Annotated in this window: 19 protein-coding genes; 12 read left to right on the forward strand and 7 right to left on the reverse strand. The window is 67.1% G+C overall.

Going from position 1 to position 16,391, the window contains the following annotated elements; all coding sequences use genetic code 11:
- Positions 1–184 precede the first annotated feature (184 nt).
- Positions 185–589 (reverse strand): heavy metal-responsive transcriptional regulator, encoded by a 405-nt coding sequence (locus G3N18_RS02765; RefSeq protein ID WP_183151636.1) that lies wholly within the window; start codon positions 587–589, stop codon positions 185–187.
- Positions 590–643: 54 nt separating this feature from the next.
- On the opposite strand from G3N18_RS02765, the gene G3N18_RS02770 reads away from it, so the two are divergent.
- Entirely contained in the window at positions 644–958 is a 315-nt protein-coding gene (locus G3N18_RS02770) for a hypothetical protein (protein WP_060921760.1), read from the forward strand.
- Positions 955–2,304, forward strand: coding sequence for a dihydrolipoyl dehydrogenase family protein (locus tag G3N18_RS02775; protein ID WP_082750005.1), 1,350 nt, complete (start codon positions 955–957; stop codon positions 2,302–2,304). Before G3N18_RS02770 ends, G3N18_RS02775 begins: the two co-directional genes overlap by 4 nt.
- 209 nt (positions 2,305–2,513) lie before the next feature.
- Here the strand turns inward: G3N18_RS02775 and G3N18_RS02780 are convergent, their stop codons facing one another.
- Positions 2,514–3,920, reverse strand: a complete 1,407-nt coding sequence (locus G3N18_RS02780; RefSeq protein WP_196382794.1) for an IS1380 family transposase — start codon at positions 3,918–3,920, stop codon at positions 2,514–2,516.
- A gap of 314 nt (positions 3,921–4,234) precedes the next feature.
- On the opposite strand from G3N18_RS02780, the gene G3N18_RS02785 reads away from it, so the two are divergent.
- The 3 genes from G3N18_RS02785 (at position 4,235) to G3N18_RS02795 (ending at position 5,986) form a co-directional block, all read left to right on the forward strand.
- A complete protein-coding gene (locus G3N18_RS02785) occupies positions 4,235–4,546 on the forward strand; it encodes a hypothetical protein (RefSeq protein ID WP_196382795.1) in 312 nt (103 codons plus the stop codon).
- Positions 4,547–5,027: 481 nt separating this feature from the next.
- Positions 5,028–5,387, forward strand: a complete 360-nt coding sequence (gene cmtR, locus G3N18_RS02790; protein WP_006590980.1) for a Cd(II)/Pb(II)-sensing metalloregulatory transcriptional regulator CmtR — start codon at positions 5,028–5,030, stop codon at positions 5,385–5,387.
- Entirely contained in the window at positions 5,384–5,986 is a 603-nt protein-coding gene (locus tag G3N18_RS02795) for a cadmium resistance transporter (protein ID WP_016997609.1), read from the forward strand. Before cmtR ends, G3N18_RS02795 begins: the two co-directional genes overlap by 4 nt.
- Before the next feature lie 170 nt (positions 5,987–6,156).
- Here the strand turns inward: G3N18_RS02795 and G3N18_RS02800 are convergent, their stop codons facing one another.
- Positions 6,157–6,789: a hypothetical protein gene (locus G3N18_RS02800; RefSeq protein ID WP_196382796.1), complete on the reverse strand. Its 633-nt coding sequence runs from the start codon at positions 6,787–6,789 to the stop codon at positions 6,157–6,159.
- A 242-nt stretch (positions 6,790–7,031) separates the two neighbouring features.
- On the opposite strand from G3N18_RS02800, the gene G3N18_RS02805 reads away from it, so the two are divergent.
- Complete coding sequence (locus G3N18_RS02805; RefSeq protein ID WP_076689288.1) at positions 7,032–7,424, forward strand: YciI family protein; 393 nt, start codon at positions 7,032–7,034, stop codon at positions 7,422–7,424.
- Entirely contained in the window at positions 7,421–8,677 is a 1,257-nt protein-coding gene (locus G3N18_RS02810) for a DUF6596 domain-containing protein (RefSeq protein WP_196382797.1), read from the forward strand. The genes G3N18_RS02805 and G3N18_RS02810 overlap by 4 nt, the downstream gene beginning before the upstream one ends.
- On the opposite strand, the gene G3N18_RS02815 is transcribed toward G3N18_RS02810, so the two are convergent.
- The 3 genes from G3N18_RS02815 to G3N18_RS02825 are packed head-to-tail and all read right to left on the reverse strand — an operon-like array spanning position 8,674 to position 11,181.
- The gene (locus G3N18_RS02815; RefSeq protein WP_076689284.1) at positions 8,674–9,351 is read right to left on the reverse strand and encodes a response regulator; all 678 of its coding nucleotides are present in this window, start codon (positions 9,349–9,351) and stop codon (positions 8,674–8,676) included. The genes G3N18_RS02810 and G3N18_RS02815 overlap by 4 nt on opposite strands.
- The gene (locus tag G3N18_RS02820; RefSeq protein WP_076689282.1) at positions 9,348–10,463 is read right to left on the reverse strand and encodes a sensor histidine kinase; all 1,116 of its coding nucleotides are present in this window, start codon (positions 10,461–10,463) and stop codon (positions 9,348–9,350) included. Before G3N18_RS02820 ends, G3N18_RS02815 begins: the two co-directional genes overlap by 4 nt.
- A gap of 31 nt (positions 10,464–10,494) precedes the next feature.
- Positions 10,495–11,181, reverse strand: coding sequence for a DUF2306 domain-containing protein (locus G3N18_RS02825; RefSeq protein WP_196382798.1), 687 nt, complete (start codon positions 11,179–11,181; stop codon positions 10,495–10,497).
- A 133-nt stretch (positions 11,182–11,314) separates the two neighbouring features.
- Here G3N18_RS02825 and G3N18_RS02830 point away from each other — a divergent pair, with 133 nt between their 5' ends.
- From G3N18_RS02830 to G3N18_RS02840, 3 genes are all read left to right on the forward strand, one after another.
- Positions 11,315–12,307 (forward strand): NAD(P)-dependent alcohol dehydrogenase, encoded by a 993-nt coding sequence (locus G3N18_RS02830; RefSeq protein ID WP_230403788.1) that lies wholly within the window; start codon positions 11,315–11,317, stop codon positions 12,305–12,307.
- Between the two features lie 67 nt (positions 12,308–12,374).
- A complete protein-coding gene (locus G3N18_RS02835; protein WP_076689277.1) occupies positions 12,375–12,845 on the forward strand; it encodes a DUF6326 family protein in 471 nt (156 codons plus the stop codon).
- Between the two features lie 14 nt (positions 12,846–12,859).
- Complete coding sequence (locus tag G3N18_RS02840; protein WP_196382799.1) at positions 12,860–13,582, forward strand: head GIN domain-containing protein; 723 nt, start codon at positions 12,860–12,862, stop codon at positions 13,580–13,582.
- Positions 13,583–13,759: 177 nt separating this feature from the next.
- Here the strand turns inward: G3N18_RS02840 and G3N18_RS02845 are convergent, their stop codons facing one another.
- Positions 13,760–14,362: a hypothetical protein gene (locus tag G3N18_RS02845; RefSeq protein WP_196382800.1), complete on the reverse strand. Its 603-nt coding sequence runs from the start codon at positions 14,360–14,362 to the stop codon at positions 13,760–13,762.
- A gap of 228 nt (positions 14,363–14,590) precedes the next feature.
- Between G3N18_RS02845 and G3N18_RS02850 the strand changes: the two genes are divergently transcribed.
- Together G3N18_RS02850 and G3N18_RS02855 are read left to right on the forward strand one after the other, a co-directional pair.
- The gene (locus tag G3N18_RS02850; RefSeq protein ID WP_196382801.1) at positions 14,591–15,151 is read left to right on the forward strand and encodes a Pycsar system effector family protein; all 561 of its coding nucleotides are present in this window, start codon (positions 14,591–14,593) and stop codon (positions 15,149–15,151) included.
- A 104-nt stretch (positions 15,152–15,255) separates the two neighbouring features.
- Positions 15,256–16,197: a hypothetical protein gene (locus tag G3N18_RS02855; RefSeq protein WP_196382802.1), complete on the forward strand. Its 942-nt coding sequence runs from the start codon at positions 15,256–15,258 to the stop codon at positions 16,195–16,197.
- Positions 16,198–16,391: the final 194 nt, after the last annotated feature.

Raw genomic sequence — 16,391 nt, forward strand, 5'->3', positions numbered from 1 at the left:
CAGCCATTGTGCCTCGCAAAACCCTCCGCGTCATCTCGCTGAGACACTTTCCGGTGAGACGCATTGTTGAGACGGAGGCTGACCCGGGATCACACAGAGCGGGGATCACGCAGCCGGCATCTGGCTGATGTCTCAGAAAGCTGTAGCTTTTCGAGATGCCCTGCTGGTGCGTACAACGACGGGTTTACGGTAGCGGCCGCGGGATGACGTTGCAGATGCTGCGCTCCGAGCACGTCGCTGGGTCGACGGCCGAACTGGTGGTGAGCATGTCGACGAGTTCTGTTTCGAGACGGGCGAGTTCTTGTTGACGGACCCTGACTTCATTGAGTTTGCCATCGAGCAGCGAGTGCACGTGCGAGCAGGGCGCCTGCCCGTCTTCCCGGAGAGTGAGGACTCCGGCGATGTCGGCCAGCGTCAATCCGGCAGATTGAGCGGCGCGAATGAATCCGACGCGGGAAGCGACCTCATCGTCATAGACCCGGTATCCATTGCTTTGTCGACTCGGTGCAGAAAGTAGCCCTTCGCGTTCGTAGAAACGAAGGGTCTGGGTGCTGACTCCCGTGGTGGCGGCGAGGTCTCCAATGCGCATACCCCCATTTCACCACTTGACCTTGTACCGGGCTGCAACGTTTACGGTCGATGCATGCAGATCACGTTGCAGTACTTCGATGGGTGCCCGAACTGGGAGACGGCCGCGGATCGCCTCACGGTGATCGCCGCGGAACGATCCGACGTCACGGTGAGCCGGCAGCTCATCGAGACGCAGGAGGAAGCGGAAGCTCTCGACTTCCGCGGGTCCCCGACTCTCCTGGCCGACGGTGTGCCGCTGTTTCCCGCGCCAGAAGCTCCGCCCGGCCTGTCGTGCCGGGTGTATTTGACACCGGCAGGTCTTGCCGGGTCGCCCACGACAGAGCAGATCCGGGACGCCATCAGGACCGTCGAAGCGGGTATCCGGTGAGTGACGCGTTCGATCTGCTGGTCATCGGTGCAGGCATGGCGGGCACGTCCGCTGCGAACAAGTGTGCGGCGCAGGGCTGGCGGGTCGGGATTGTCGACGCGTTGCCCTACGGCGGTACCTGCGCGCTCCGGGGATGCGACCCGAAAAAGATCCTCCGCCGCGGCGCCGAAATCGTCGATGCCGCCCGGCTGATGAACGACACCGGCATTACAGAAGGCGGCCTCCGTGTCGACTGGCCGGCCCTGATGCGGCGCAAGCGCGGCTTCACCGACGGTGTCCCGAAAGGCATGGAAGACGAACTCACCGGCAACGGTGCCACCACTTTTCACGGCCACGCCGAGTTCACTGGCCCGAACACCCTCACCATCGATGGCACTACCCACCACGCCGACCGCTTCCTCATCGCCACCGGGGCCACCCCGAGGCCGTTGACGTTCCCCGGTGCGGCACACCTCATCGACAGCACCCAATTCCTCGACCTCGATGCTCTACCGCAGCGGATCGTGTTCATCGGCGGCGGCTTCATCTCGTTCGAGTTCGCGCACATCGCCGCCCGCGCCGGCGCGCAGTGCACGATCATCGACCACGGCCCGCGACCCCTGCGCGAGTTCGACCCCGACCTGGTGGAGTTGCTGACCTCCCGCACCGAGCAAGCCGGCATCCACGTCTACCGAAACACCAACGTCACCGCCATCGAGGCCGCCCCCGCCGGGTTCCAGATCAGCATCAACACCCACGGCACGACCACCCGTCTTGACGCGGACCTCGTCGTTCATGGAGCAGGTCGCGTCCCCGCCCTCGATGGCCTCCATTTGGACGCTGCCGGTATTGCCGGCAGCCTACGTGGAGTCACCGTCGCCGGGCACCTGCAAAGCACCACCAACCCCGCCGTCTATGCCGCAGGAGACGCCGCCGACACCGCGGGACGTCCCCTGACTCCGGTGGCCGTGTTTGAGGGGAAAGTCGCCGCGTCGAACATGCTCAAAGGAACCACCACAGCACCCGACTACACCGGGGTCCCCACGACCGTGTTCACCATCCCGGAGCTGAACCGGGTCGGCCTCCTCGAAGAAGAAGCCGCCACAAGCCACAACACCGCCGTTCGCTTCACTGACACCAGCAACTGGTACTCCACCTACCGGGTCGCCGAAACCACCGCCGCCGCGAAGATCATCATCGATACCGACACCGATCAGATCCTTGGCGCGCACCTGCTCGGCCCCGGCTACTCCGAACTGATCAACACCTTCGGCATCGCCATCAAACTGGGTCTCACCACCCGGCAACTCAAATCCACCACCGCCACCTACCCCTCCCTCGGCTCCGACCTCGGCTCCCTACTCTGACCAACTAACACACAGAGCCGACTACCTCTGCTTTCCGTCAGTCGCCGGCCAGCCACACCCGTCACTAAGCCTCGATCCACCGATGAGCTTTGGGTGGGCCGGGCTGGCGTGGTCGGTGTGCGGTGGCGTGTCGTGGGCAGGGTTGAGCTCCGGGCGTCGCATCCCGGTCGTCCACTGGCTCCTCGGTCGTGCCGCGGTCGTGGCCATGGTCAGACGGCCGCGACTGGTGGCGGCGCGTGCGTGATCGTGAATAGCTGGGTGAACGCGTTCTGCCAGGGCCAGGCCTCAGGTAGGTGCAGCGTGATCCGGCGCGCGGAGCGCGCCAGCCGCGCCGGGACGTGGATCAGGGTGCGGCGGATCGTCGCGGTCGTCGCTCTCGCGAGCCGTCCCACCCGATCGGCGATGATTCCGGCAGTCCGGGTGAGGTTGAACGCGATCACGGCGAGGACGAGCCAGGCGCTGTTCGCGGTGAACACTCCGCAGGGCAGGTGCGCGAGCGGCCCGGCTTTGAGGTCGGCGTGGACTTGCTCGATGATCGCGTGAGCGCGGTGGGTCTTGTCCGCCACCACGGTGTCCATGTCGTCCGTGTTGGTCGTGGTGAAGAACGCGTGGTGCCGCCAGGTGTCGAACAGTGTCGGTTGCTCCGCCTGTGCCGGGTTCAGGTCGGGGATCCGGCGGACCACCAGCCGTCCCGCGACGCGTTCGGCTTTCTTGCGGGAGCGGAACGCGGTGAAGTCGATCTCGGCGACCTCGGCTTTGGAGATCAACTGGCCTGTGGCTTCGTCACGGATTGAGTCGGTGTACTCGATCATCTCCCACGCGTCATCCGGGATGGTCGCGATCGCGGCCTTCACCGCCGGGTCCATCCGGACGGTCACCGACACGTCGGCGCCGGCTTTGATCGCGGTGCCGATCGTGGCGTGGCCGTAGAACGCGGAATCCGCCCGCAGCAACGGCCGAGCCCCTGCGGCGACGCCGGTGCGGCGCAGGGTGGCGAGGGCGTCACCGACGATCCGTGCGGCGCCTTTCGGGGATCCGGTCTTCCCCTGCCGCAGCCGCTGCCCGAGGATCACCGGCGCCGATGCCGACGTCGATGCCGTGGCGATCAGTGCGTTCAAACCGCGGACACCGGAGTACCCGAACGAGGCGCCCTGCTTCTGGTATCCGTGGACCTCGATGATCGTGTCGTCCAGATCCACCATCACCCGCTCACCAGCCCGCACCCGCAGCAGCGGCGCAGCCGAAGCGAGGTTCGCCAGGACGCGGGAGGCGACCGCATCGAGCTGCCGGACGTGTCCGAACCGGAACTCGCGAAGGAACGATCCCAGCGTCGATGGCGCATACGTCCGATCGAACAACCGGCCCATCCCGCCGTGGCGGAGCAGATTCATGTCGTCGATCGAGTCCGCCCCGGCGAGCATCCCCGCCACCAGCGACATCACCTTCGCGCCCGCGTTCGCGCCCTTGTCCGTCGGGACGCTCAACCGCTCACGCGCGAGCTCGTCCAGCCCCGCGGAACGCGCGAGTCGCAGCATCGGCACCAGCCCCGCGGCCGACACGAGATTCGGATCATCGAACACCGCTGACACCGCGGCAGGAGCGTGCTTGAATTGCATCTACGAGATGCCTCTCGTTTCTGGGAATTGGAACCTTAGACAAGCTCTATTTTCCCTGATCCGAGGGGCATTTCCGGTCAATGCTCCCACCCATTCAATACTGCGATTCATCGGTGAATCGAGGGTGCGCTCAGGAGCTTACTGATGGAGCTTGATCGCGCGATGGATTCTGCCCTGGTCTGTGGCGCGTCGGGACATGCCGATGCGAGCCCCGCATCCCGCTCCAGCGGAGGGGGCTACCCTGATCGATCGCTTGCCAGACCGAGAACCGTGTTGAGCTGTTAGAAAGGGTTGTGATGAAAGCGCAGGGGTCGATGAGCAACCGGTCCGTGTGGGTGTTCGAGTCGGTCGTCACCGCGCTCGTCGTGTTAGGGCTCATATACGTTGCGAGCTTCCGCTACGCCCGACCACTCGTGGATCCCGCACCGCCGCCCCCGGACTACGCCCTGCAGGCAACCATCGCATATGTCGGCGCCGGGCTCGTTTCCATCCTTGCCGTGCTGCTGACACTGTTGCTCACACGTCGGCCCACGCCACGATTCTCGTCGGCGCTCGGGGTAGCAGCGATCATCGTGGCGAGTGGAGTCGGCGTCGTAGTCGTCGCGTTCTTGGTCCCTGCGGCGTAAATGTATGCAGGAGCATCTAGGCAAGCGCATTCCGGATTGATACTTTCTCAAGATGTCTCGCGCTCGCGGGGCAACTTGAGAGGAACACATGAAACGACGGATCTTCGCAGGAGCCTGCAGTTCGCGTCCTTGTCCGGATCGCTCAACGCTACGGGCACCGACGCCGGGGCTTGTTTGCGCTGCATCTACGAGATGACTGTCAGGGTTGGATGAATAGGACCACAGGGATGCTCCATCCTTCCCGGTCAGAGGGACATTTCCGAGTCGCGTTAGCTGCCCAGCACCCACGGTCATCGGTGGATCGGGGCTAAGCGATCACAAAACACCGCCAAAAAGCGACAATGTCCACAGTCAGACACCGCCTGATTCCAGCCCGGAGGAGCTCGGGGAGAGGTGTGTCACTAGCCGATCCCCTTACGGGCATGCGATCTGGGCTGACGCCTGTGACCGAGTGTTCAGTGCGCGCTGTATAGTTCAGTCCATGCTGACTATTGCTTCGCGTCTCGACGTGATGAACCGCCTGGGTCGTGCACTGGCCGACCCCACTCGATCCCGGATCATCTTGACCCTGCTCGACCATCCCGCTTACCCGGCGGAACTGGCCCGAGATCTGGACCTGACACGCCCGAACGTGTCCAACCACCTGGCATGCCTGCGCGATTGCGGGATCGTCGTCTCCGAGCCCGAGGGTCGTCGGACACGATATGAGATCGCCGATTCGCACCTGGCGCAGGCGCTGACGGCACTGGTCGATGCCACCCTGGCAGTGGACGAAGACGCCCCGTGCATCGATCCCGCCTGCTCGCTTCCCGGATGCGACGCAGCTGGGGAGGGCGCATGATCCTCACCTCGGTCTTGCAGGCGATGGGCCTGTTCGCAGCGACCAACATCGACGACATCATCGTGCTCTCCCTCTTCTTCGCGCGAGGGGCAGGCCAGCGCGGCACTACCGCCCGCATTCTGGCCGGCCAGTACCTCGGATTCGCCGGCATCCTCGGTGCCGCGGTCCTGGTGACCATCGGTGCCGGAGCATTCCTGCCCTCGGCAGCCATCCCGTACTTCGGTCTCATCCCTCTGGGCCTCGGCCTCTGGGCCGCATGGCAGGCCTGGCGCGGAGACGATGACGACGATGACGACGAGGCCAAGGTTGCCGGCAAGAAGGTCGGCGTGTGGACAGTCGCAGGCGTCACCCTTGCCAACGGCGGCGACAACATCGGCGTCTACACCCCTGTCTTCCTCAGCGTGGAACCTCTCGCAGTAGTCGCCTACTGCATCGTCTTCCTCGCGCTCGTCGCGGTCCTGGTGGCCCTGGCAAAGTTCGTCGCCACCCGCCCCCCGATCGCCGAAGTGCTCGAACGCTGGGAGCACATCCTCTTCCCCATCGTTCTCATCGGCCTCGGCATCGTGATCCTCGTCAGCGGCGGAGCCTTCGGACTCTGACGTAGCGGCAGCGATCCAAACGGCCCCGACCGGGCGCACCCCTCTCGGTTCAGACCGCGACACCTACCTGCAGCCAGTCCTGCGTGATCGCGGCAACAAGACCGCCACGGAGCGCTGCAAAAACCCCGCCACCAAGCGAACGAAGCCACAGTGGTGGGCGGCTCAGCGTCCTATCCCAAGACGGCGGTGACGGCGTCGGCTGCGATATTGACAGATGTCGTCGAGCTGACCATCGTTCCTTGGACGATCGCCCAAACGTTCTCATCGAGTGCGTAGCCGAGGTAAGTTCCTATACCTTCGGGGACCCCTTTCGAGAACATGGCGATGTCGCCGCGCGTGGTGTGTTCGTACTCATTGGACGCTTCAAGCGCAGACACAAGCTCCGATGCTGACGCCGCGTCGACTGCGAGAACGATCACGTAGAAGCCGCCGTCCGAATACGGGATGCCGTAGCTGCAACCGACCGCATCGGTCGCGGTTTCGAACGTATGACGCGCTGCCGGCCCCACCACAGATGGCGCCTCGATCGCATCGAGGGGGTCGGGGCCCTCCACCCGGTCGTCGTTGAGAGTGACACGGACCTGCTCGAGACTAAGCAGCTCCGCGCAATTTGGCACCGCAACCGGCTCCGGCGAGTGTGTGGGATCAGGTGCCGGTGTCGTGCTCGGTGTCTCAGCGGCCAGCGACGCACCGTCTGTGTCGGGCGATGCTGACGAGACGGTGCCAGGCGGCTTTGCTGAACATCCGCAAAGCGCCACGAGCAGTGCTGTCAGAACTGCGATCCGGACACGGCGCGAGGGCATGCCTCGACCTTATCGACCGGCGCCACTGGCTACGGTGGTCAAGGATCCTCTTCCGGGCATCGCCCGTTCGACGTCCTCAGCGCTCGGTCCTGATGGTCCACGTCGGAGTCTGGATCGGCGGGATTCCTCGGAGTTAGTGTCGTATCCGACCGTCGCCGTTCGTAGAACAGGTGGATCGACCGATTCGGGTCGGTGTACCGAGGAGCCGACGACCGGCCCTCGTCCGATGAGAGGACACGACAGTGCCGAAGTATCTGATCGCATTCAACGACGAGTGGGTGCCCTTGCACACCCGCGAGCAGCTCGTCGCCAAAGGCGAGGCATCCAGAGCCGTGATCGACGACATGCAGGGGGCGGGTGTCTTCCTCTACGCGGACGGCGGGATCGATGCGTCCACCGCCATCTTCAGCGTCGTGAGCAAAGACGGCACCGCCGTGTTCACCGACGGACCCTTCGTCGAGACGAAGGAGCACCTGGGCGGCTTCACCGTCATCGAGGCGGCCGATGACGAGGCAGCGCGGTACTGGGCGGGACGTCTCGCAGTCGCCCTCGACTGGCCGCAAGAGGTGCACCGCTTCCCTTCGGGCATGGACGAGATCGTCGAGAAGCACGGCGCCGACGCACAGGAGTCGTGACGACCTCAGCCGTTGAGGACGCCCTCGCCCGCGCCCACCGCGACGAGTGGGCGTGGGTGGTGGCGGGCCTTGCCCGCCGGTTCGGCGACCTCGACGTCGCGGAGGATGCCGCCGCCGAGGCCTATGTCACCGCGCTCGAGCATTGGCCGCGCGATGGCGTTCCGCCCAACCTCGGGGCGTGGCTCACGACGACCGCGACGAGGAAAGCCATCGATCGACTGCGCCGCGAGTTGCGGCGAGCCGACAAGCATCTGGCGGCTCACATGCTGCGCGATCACAGCGCCCACGATCCGGTGGGACCCGTAGAGGATGACCGGCTCCGCCTGATCTTCGTCTGCTGTCACCCCACCCTCGCGGTGGAGTCCCGCATCGCCCTCACGCTCCGCCTCGTCGGCGGCCTGACCGTCGGCGAGATCGCCCGAGCCTTCCTGGTGCCCGAGACCACGATGGCGCAGCGGATCACCCGCGCGAAGGCGAAGATCAGAGCATCGGGGATCCCCTTCCGCGTGCCGTCGACGGCCGACCTGCACGAGCGGCTCGCCGGAGTGCTGGCAGTGGTCTACCTGATCTACAACGAGGGCTACCTCGGGTCCGGAGACGGCGACCCGGTGCGCACCGAGCTCACCGATGAGGCGGTCCGCCTCAGCCGCCTGCTTCGCGCGCACCTCCCCGATGAGGGCGAGGTCACCGGACTGCTCGCACTGATGCTCCTCACCGATGCCCGCCGCGCGGCTCGCGTGTCCGCCACGGGCGAGCTCGTGACGCTCGACGAACAGGACAGAGGCGCGTGGAACCGCGCCCTCATCGCTGAGGGGCACGGGCTGGTGCGCGAGAGGATCGCCAGCGGGAGCCCACCCGGCCGGTATCAGCTTCTGGCATCCATCAACGCCGTCCACACGTCGGCCGCGTCCGCGCGCGACACTGATTGGGCTCAGATCGTCGCCCTCTACGACCGCATGATGCAGGTGGACGCCTCCCCGATCACACGGCTCAATCGCGCGGTCGCCATTGCCGAATTGGACGGACCCGATGTCGCCCTGGCCGACATCGAGCGACTCGGGCACGCCCTCGACAGGTACCACGCCTTCCACGCGACGCGCGCCGACCTGCTGCGGCGGATCGGGCGCAGCGACGAGTCCCGCGCTGCATACGATCGTGCCCTCGAGCTCGCCGGAAATCCGGCCGAGCGGGCCTACCTCAGCCGGCGCCGCGGCCAGCTCGGCGGCGGACCGCTGAGCGGCACGGGAAGTTAGTTCCGCTCGCCGTCACTTCGCGCGCGGGTCCGCCCCGTCTGGTGCGCCCAGATGGCGATCTCGACGCGGTTGCGGGCGTCGAGCTTGGTCATGAGGCTCGCGACGTGCGTCTTCACCGTGCTCAGCGTGATGTAGAGCTCGCTCGCAATCTCGCTGTTGCTCAGCCCCCGCGCGACTGCCGCGAGCACCTGCTCCTCGCGTTCGGTGAGCGGTTCGACCGGTTGCGGCAGTGGGTCGGCGGGGCCGGTTCCGGCGAAGGCCTCGAGCAGCCGCACCGTGACGTTGGGGGCGATCAGGGCGTCGCCGCGGGCGGCGGCGCGGATCGCCTGGGCGAGCAGCTCCGCGCCGGCATCCTTGAGCAGGAATCCCTTGGCACCCGCCCGCAGCGCGGCGAAGACGTACTCGTCGAGGTCGAAGGTCGTGATGATGACGACCGCCATCGGGTCGTGGACGCCGTGGCCTGCGAGCATGCGCGTCGCCTCGATGCCGTCGAGGCCCGGCATCCGGATGTCGAACAGGCAGACGTCTGGTCGCAGGCTTCGCGCCAGGGCGACCGCTTCGTTGCCGTCGACCGCTTGTCCGATGACCTCGATGCCGGGCTGCGCCTGAAGGATCATGCTCAACCCCGTGCGCACGAGCTCCTGGTCGTCGGCGACGAGCACGCGGATGGTCATGGTGCCCATCCAACACGAGGAAGCACAGCGGTGACGGCCCAGCCGCCGCCCGGCGCCGGTCCTGCGTGGCAGGTGCCGCCGAGCAGCGCGGCGCGCTCCATCATCCCGATGATGCCGAAGCCTGGCGTGGGCGATGTGGGGATGTCTCCGTCGTTCGTGGCGCTCAGCCGCACGCCCTGCTCGTCGGCCTCGACGCGCACGGTGACGTCGGTGACCTGGCGCGCGTGACGGAGGGCGTTGGTCACCGACTCCTGCGCGATGCGGAACACCGCAGCGGCCACCGGCGGCGGGATGCTGCCGTCGTCGCCTTCGACCGTCACGGCGACCACCACGCCGCCTGGCCGTGTACCGGCGAGCTGCGCGATGTCGCCGAGGCTGGGGCTCGGCGCGAGATCGGCCGTCTCGCCGTGCCGCAGCACCCGCACCATCGACCGCAGTTCGCCCAGGGTCTTGGCGGCCTCGGACTCGATCACGCCGAGTGCGTCGCGTGCGGCGCTCGGGTCGTGCGCCGCCACCGCCAGGCCCGCCTGCGCGCGGATCGCGATGGCTGACACGTGGTGGGCGACGGTGTCGTGCAGGTCGCGCGCGAGGTGCTCGCGCTCTCGTGTGCGGATGCTGTCGAGCAGCCGCTCCCTCGACGCCGCCCGGCTGCGCAGCGCGACGCCCAGCAGCACCGCAGCGAGCAGCAGCGCGAACCCGCCGACCAGCTCGTCGATGCCGCCGCCCCGGCTGAACGTGAGGGCGAGGCTGACGAGCATCACGGCCGAGCCGATCATGAGGTCGCGTCCCGATCCCCACCGGAACAGGGCGTACACCATCACCACGACGAACAGGCTCGCGTACAGGGCCGAGTCGGGCAGCAGCAGATCGACCGGCACCATCACGATCACGAGCATGAGCAGCGGCCGGGTGCGCCGCCACAGCACCGTCGGCGCCACCGCGAGCAGCGCGATCGCCGCGGGCAGCGGGTGTGCGAGGTCGGTGCGGAAGAGTGCCTCGACCACCGCTGTGGACGTGATGAGGGCGAGCAGCAGCCAGTCCCGCCAGACCCGGCGCGGCGGTGACGGCACGGCGCCGGGCGCAGTCCACGCGGAACGCCAGAGCCCGGTCACCGGGTCAGGATACAAGCGCACGACCGGATGCTCACGGAGTCGCGTGGGCGGGCACGCAGGGCATCCGCCGGGCGGCCCGTCGCCGGATCAGCACCTCGGCCACGACGGCGTTGATCACGAACCCCGCCGCGACGACCCACGTCTCGCCGGCGGCAGCGGGCTCGCCGAACGGGATCGACCACACGATGGAGACGACCGCCTGGGTTCCGCCGGTGACGGCGAGCGCGTACGCGCGTGTCATCCAGGCTCCGTGCGCGGTGAAGTCTCGTCGCCGGATCGCGATGACCGCCTCCACGAGGAATACCGCCATCGCCGCGGCGAAGACGAGACGGACCATCGCGGTCGCGAACTCATCGGGCGGCCCGCCGAAGAAGACCGCCAACCAGATCGCGGATGCCGCCGCGAGGAACCCGGAGGGGATCAGGGTGCGGCCGGCGGTGCGGTGCCAGCGGCGCCGGGTTCGCAGCGCGGGTGAGAACTGGAACCCGCCGAGCAGGCAGAACACCGTCATCGCCACGATGTGCGTGACGATCGCCACCGCCGCGACCCCGCTCGGGGCGCTCCCGGGGTCGGCGCTCACCTCTCCCAGGCGAAGCGCGCCGCCGATCACCGGGAGCACGCTCAGCAGCACCAGGCCCGCGATCACCGGCCATCCCGTCTTCGCGCGCGTTGTGCCGTGCGCGGCTGTCGGGCGGGTGGCATTCGTGGGATACGACATGCCTCGATGCTCGCCGGGGCGGCCGGCTCGGGGCATCCGTCGTCGGCACGGACTGCGAACCGTACTTTCGGCTGACGGGATGAGGGCCTCCCGGCCGATGACGCGGCGCCGGTGCGACGGCGATGCTCGAGCCATGACAACGAACACGACCCTGACGATGCGAGCCGCGGTGCAGCACCGCTACGGGCCGCCCTCGGTGCTCGAGATGAGCGATGTCGCCGTACCGGAGCCCGGGCGCGGTGAGGTGCTCGTGCGGGTGGGTGCCGCCTCAGTGCATCCGGGTGACTACTTCGTCATGACCGGCGAACCGTACATGGTGCGCCTGATGTTCGGGCTGCGGCGCCCGCGCCACGGCATCCCCGGCATGGACCTCGCCGGTGTCGTGACCGCGGTGGGCACCGATGTCACCGCACTGCACCCCGGCGACGAGGTGTTCGGATGGACCGGCTCGGGTGCGCTCGCCCAGTACGCGTGCGTGAGGGCCGAGAACCTCGTTCCCGTCCCCCCGGGCTTGTCGATCACAGAGGCGGCGGCGGTGCCCACGTCGGGCATGACCGCGCTGCAGGCTCTGCGCGATATCGCGAAGGTGCAGCCGGGCCAGACGGTGCTGGTCACCGGCGCGTCGGGCGGAGTCGGCTCGTTCGCGGTGCAGATCGCGAAGGCGCTCGGCGCCGAGGTGACCGGCGTGTGCCGCACCGCCAACCTCGAAATGGTCCGGATGCTCGGCGCCGACCACGTCATCGACTACACGGCGACCGACGTCACCCGCGCCGGGAGCCGGTACGACGTGATCTTCGACAACGTCGAGGCGCAGCCGCTGGCCGAGGTGCGCGCCGCGCTCGCGCCGACCGGCACCCTGATCCCCAACAGCGGGCGCGGTGGACGCTGGTTCGGGCCGCTGGGGCGCATCGCGAAGGCGCGCATCCTGTCGGGGTTCACCCGACAGCGGCTGAGGCCGTTCACATCCGTCGGCAGGCGCCAGGACCTGCTCGCCCTCGCCGACCTGCTCGCCACCGGAGAGGTCGCGCCCGCCATCGACCGCACCTACCCTCTCGAAGCCGCGGCCGAGGCCCTCGCCCACGTCGGCGCCGGCCACACCCGGGGGAAGGTCGTGGTCGCCGTCTGACGAGCGCGACTCGGGCGCACCGAACCTGCCGCCACTCCGGCGGATCACCTCAAGGAAAGAAGGACCGATGACCATTCCGAAGCTCCAGGCCCCGCTCGCCACCGTGGCGATGCCTGTGCAGGCGAAGCTCGCCGCCGCATGGGCGAGCCTCATGTTCCTCTACATCTACGTCGACTACTACCACCTGTACCGACCGGGAATCCTCGACGACATCCAGGCCGGGCTCGTGTTCGAGTTCGAGATCAGCCCGCCCCTGATGACCGCGTTCCTCGCGCTGCTCGCAGTCCCGTCGCTCATGATCACTCTCTCGGTGGTGCTCCCCGCTCAGGCGAACCGGATCGCGAACCTCCTGGTGGCCGCGCTGTACATCCCCGTCACCGCTTTCAACGCGGTCGGGGAGAGCTGGGAGTGGGCGCCCTTCTACGTCCTCTCGATCGGCGTCGAGCTGCTGCTGCTCGCGTTCATCCTGCGCGCGTCGTGGGCATGGCCGCGCATCCCGGCCGCGGCGCCGGTGCCGGTCGACGAGATCCGTCGCTGAGAGGCGCAGCGCGAATGGGCATCCGTCGTATGATCGGCCGCACGACCCTGGTGGTTGCAGCGCTCGCCGTCACCGCGCCGCTCGCAGCCTGCGGGCCGGTGCTTCTCGCCGGTCCGCGGGCGACCCAGGAGCGAGACATCGCCGGGGTGTCGGCACTCGATCTGCGCACGAGCGGCGACCTCACCGTCACAGTCGGTGAGACCGAGTCGCTCACGATCACCGCGGCGAGCAATGTGATCTCGTCGCTCACGGCCGAGGTGGACGACGGCACGCTCGTGCTCGACTCCGACCTCGGGGCGCTGGGGCCGACGCTCATCCGGTACGAGCTCACCGTCCGGAGCCTCGACCGAGTGCGGATCACGGGCTCGGGGAGCGTGTCAGGCGCCGGCGCATTCGGCCGGACGGGCACGATCGAGATCCGCGGCTCGGGCAGTGCGACGCTCACGGGAGTCGAGACCGACGACCTGACCGTGACGGTCGTGGGCTCGGGCGACGTCACCGTCGAAGGAGCGAGCGAGTCGCTGCAGCTGACCCTGGACGGGTCGGCCGACGTCGACGCCGGCGACCTGCGCACGAAGACCGCGAGCGCTTCGCTCAGGGGAAGCGCCGACGCCCGCGTGCACGTCAGCGAAGACCTCGACGCCACCGTGAGCGGCAGCAGCGAACTCGTCTACACGGGCGACCCCGCACAGATCACAAGAGGCACCAGCGGCAGCGGTGAGATCGCTGCCGGCTGAGCCGCGCTCCCATGCGCGGCTGGGTCGCGGCGATGCACACCGACGTGGTCGGGGAGCGCATGGGTGACGCGAAGCATAGGCAGCGGCCTCCCATTGGTCCCCTCGCCGTGGCGATCCCCTTCCGGGCAGTGCACGCAGAGGGCGCCGCTCCGCGCGGTGGGATCCGAGCGGGAAGTCCTACTGGCCGAGGTTCTCGCCCATCTCCCGGTACGACCCGGTGTCCAGCACCGCGCCCGTCGCGTCGTCGACGAATTCGACGATCACGTCGATGTCGTCGGGAGCGACGCCATTGAACTGCTGGTAGAGCGCGCCTTGGATGTAGAACCCGAGCGCGAGCAAGCTCTCCAGCGCACCGTACCTCGCAGCATCGACAGACACCTTGACCGACGTCATCGCGTCGTTGAACTCCACCCCAGTTACGGAGTTCGTGTCGTCAGCGATCAACTCATCGGCGGCGTCCTGCGCGGAAGAACGCATCTGCGCGAGCATCTCGTCACGCTGAGGCTTCGTCATCGTGTAGACGACCGTGTCGCCCTCAACGACCGCGGCGATGCCCTTCTCCTTTGCGCCGGCCACGATCTCTTCGTCGGAGAGCGACCCGCCCTGGTCCAGGAGCGACCGGGCAATCCGCACATCGACGGTGACCAGATCCTCCTCGACCTCAATCGCGGCAGGCGAGGCGGACGAACTGTCGGTCTCAACGTCTCCGCCGGCAGAGCACCCGCCCAGCACGAACATCGAACAAGCGATAAGCGAAACGATCGCACCACGAATCTTCACGAAGAACTCCCCAGGTCTGTCGTCGGACTTCCGACCTATCGATCCTATGGAAGCCAGCCGACACGCGATCCGTATACGGGCAGTGCACGCAAGCGGGGCCCGTTTTGGAAATCGGGCGCCCGCCACGGGCTTCCGGTGGGGTACGGCTCATGCTAGGTGCCGTCGATTCGACGCGAGGGCACCGCACGTCGTCCAGTAACTCGAGTGCGACGTCAGTAGGTTGACACCATGGCGCTCAGACTCTTTTCGCGCGTACACGGCCGCCCTGCACCCGTCGTGCCCAACCCTGACCACGCGTGGAAGCTCCTCGGGCTCGTAAACGAGTGGATCCGTCACTCCGACGCGAAGGCAGGAGTGACCCTCGCCTTCACAGGTGTCCTCGCGACAATGGCGTTCAACCTGACGAAGGACTTCGATGCACGGACCATCCTGTTCGACGTGTGCGTGGTCCTTGCATGTCTCCTTCTCGTGACAACGGTGGCCCTCTGCGGATGGACCCTCACGCCTCGCATCAATGACAAGGATGCGGACCCCGAGGCAATCAACCGGGTCTTCTTCGCAAGCATCTCCACCAACTTCAAAGGGGATCGGACGGGGTACAGCCAAGTCCTCCGCACGCTGTCAGCCGACCCCGACGAACTGGTAAGAGACCTCGCCGACCAAATTCACGCGAACGCGAAGATCGCGACGGTCAAGGCGAAGTACGCACTGTGGGCGATCCGGTTCGCCCTACTCGCTGGGGCGGCAGTGGCGGCGCTGGCCATAATCATCGGCGTCACGAACAGCTGAACGGTGACGCACTCGCGTAGGGACGCCTCCTACGTTCAGCGCGGCGTATCCCGGGCGGGTCGGGTGTCGGAGGTCCCGCCTATCGTTCTTAGCGGGAGGGCCCAATGCCTCAAAAGACGGACGTAGACCTAGACGTCTTGCTTGAGTCGCTCGACGACAGTACGAAGGAAGAGTTCGCCTCCAAGCCGACGGTCGAGGAGTGGAGTGACGACTTCGATGTCGCGGACCTCCCCATCCAGGCGCGCAAATGGATTCAGATCCCCGACGTCGTAGCGGTCGTCGCAGACCTCAAGTCCTCGACACACCTCGGAACAGGAAAGCATGCAGCCTCGACGGCAAGCATCTATCAGGCAGCCACCGGCGGGACGGTAAGCATCTTCAACCGTTTCGGCGCCGACTTCATCGCTATCCAGGGAGACGGAGCGTTCGCGCTCTTTTGGGGCGAACAGCGGTACGAGCGAGCCATGTGCTCCGGGATCACCGTGAAGACCTTCAGTGAGAAGTCACTGGTGCCGCGCCTCGAGAACAAGTGGCCCGCGCACGCCGAGGAGCACCCGACCGGCTTCAAGGTGGGAGTCGCGAGCGGTCGCGTCCTCGTGAAGCGGATCGGGACGCCGCGAAACCTTTCCGAGCAGGAGCCCGTGTGGGCCGGGACACCCGTGAATTTCGCGACGAAGGCAGCACAGCAGGCCGACCGGCACGAACTCATCGCCACGGGGTCGGTGTGGGATCAGATCGAGAAGAACGACTACCTCACCATCACCTGCCCGTGCAGCGATGGCCCCAGTGCCACACTGTGGTCCGACGTCAACATCGAGAAGATCCCGGAGGGCAACTCTGAGCGCGACGGACGCATGCTGTCTGCGACCTGGTGCGACGTTCATGGTGACGAGTACGTGACGGCTGTCCTCGACGGCTTGACGAAGCGTGAGGACGCCGATGACGCACGGGCCGTGCTTTTCAAGTCGCTGTTTGCGAACGCCTTGCGAGTGACGTCTCAGCAGAAGCGGCGGGATCTCCGTGCTCGCAGGCTGGGACTCCGCTAAGGGGACCGCGGCTCACGCTGAAGGTCGAGACGTTCCTCGCCGGGCGTTGGACGCGTCGACATTGCGCTCCTCGCGGGAACGCAGAGCGGTCCTCCAGCGGGCAATGGTGATCAATGGCCGGCGAGTACCGCGCCCGGTTGGCAAGCGTCTCAGTTGACCGGCCCGCTCTGAGTCGCGTAAGCGGTGCGCCAAAC

Source organism: Microbacterium paulum, from assembly GCF_015707995.1.
GTDB lineage: Bacteria > Actinomycetota > Actinomycetes > Actinomycetales > Microbacteriaceae > Microbacterium > Microbacterium paulum.

What these genes read in the sequence shown, in the direction of transcription:
- G3N18_RS02765 (WP_183151636.1), bottom strand. Translation starts at nt 589, where the DNA reads ATGCGCATTGGAGACCTCGCCGCCACCACGGGAGTCAGCACCCAGACC.
- G3N18_RS02770 (WP_060921760.1), top strand. Translation starts at nt 644, where the DNA reads ATGCAGATCACGTTGCAGTACTTCGATGGGTGCCCGAACTGGGAGACG.
- G3N18_RS02780 (WP_196382794.1), bottom strand. Translation starts at nt 3,920, where the DNA reads ATGCAATTCAAGCACGCTCCTGCCGCGGTGTCAGCGGTGTTCGATGAT.
- G3N18_RS02785 (WP_196382795.1), top strand. Translation starts at nt 4,235, where the DNA reads ATGAGCAACCGGTCCGTGTGGGTGTTCGAGTCGGTCGTCACCGCGCTC.
- cmtR (WP_006590980.1), top strand. Translation starts at nt 5,028, where the DNA reads ATGCTGACTATTGCTTCGCGTCTCGACGTGATGAACCGCCTGGGTCGT.
- G3N18_RS02795 (WP_016997609.1), top strand. Translation starts at nt 5,384, where the DNA reads ATGATCCTCACCTCGGTCTTGCAGGCGATGGGCCTGTTCGCAGCGACC.
- G3N18_RS02800 (WP_196382796.1), bottom strand. Translation starts at nt 6,789, where the DNA reads ATGCCCTCGCGCCGTGTCCGGATCGCAGTTCTGACAGCACTGCTCGTG.
- G3N18_RS02815 (WP_076689284.1), bottom strand. Translation starts at nt 9,351, where the DNA reads ATGACCATCCGCGTGCTCGTCGCCGACGACCAGGAGCTCGTGCGCACG.
- G3N18_RS02825 (WP_196382798.1), bottom strand. Translation starts at nt 11,181, where the DNA reads ATGTCGTATCCCACGAATGCCACCCGCCCGACAGCCGCGCACGGCACA.
- G3N18_RS02830 (WP_230403788.1), top strand. Translation starts at nt 11,315, where the DNA reads ATGACAACGAACACGACCCTGACGATGCGAGCCGCGGTGCAGCACCGC.
- G3N18_RS02835 (WP_076689277.1), top strand. Translation starts at nt 12,375, where the DNA reads ATGACCATTCCGAAGCTCCAGGCCCCGCTCGCCACCGTGGCGATGCCT.
- G3N18_RS02840 (WP_196382799.1), top strand. Translation starts at nt 12,860, where the DNA reads ATGGGCATCCGTCGTATGATCGGCCGCACGACCCTGGTGGTTGCAGCG.
- G3N18_RS02850 (WP_196382801.1), top strand. Translation starts at nt 14,591, where the DNA reads ATGGCGCTCAGACTCTTTTCGCGCGTACACGGCCGCCCTGCACCCGTC.
- G3N18_RS02855 (WP_196382802.1), top strand. Translation starts at nt 15,256, where the DNA reads ATGCCTCAAAAGACGGACGTAGACCTAGACGTCTTGCTTGAGTCGCTC.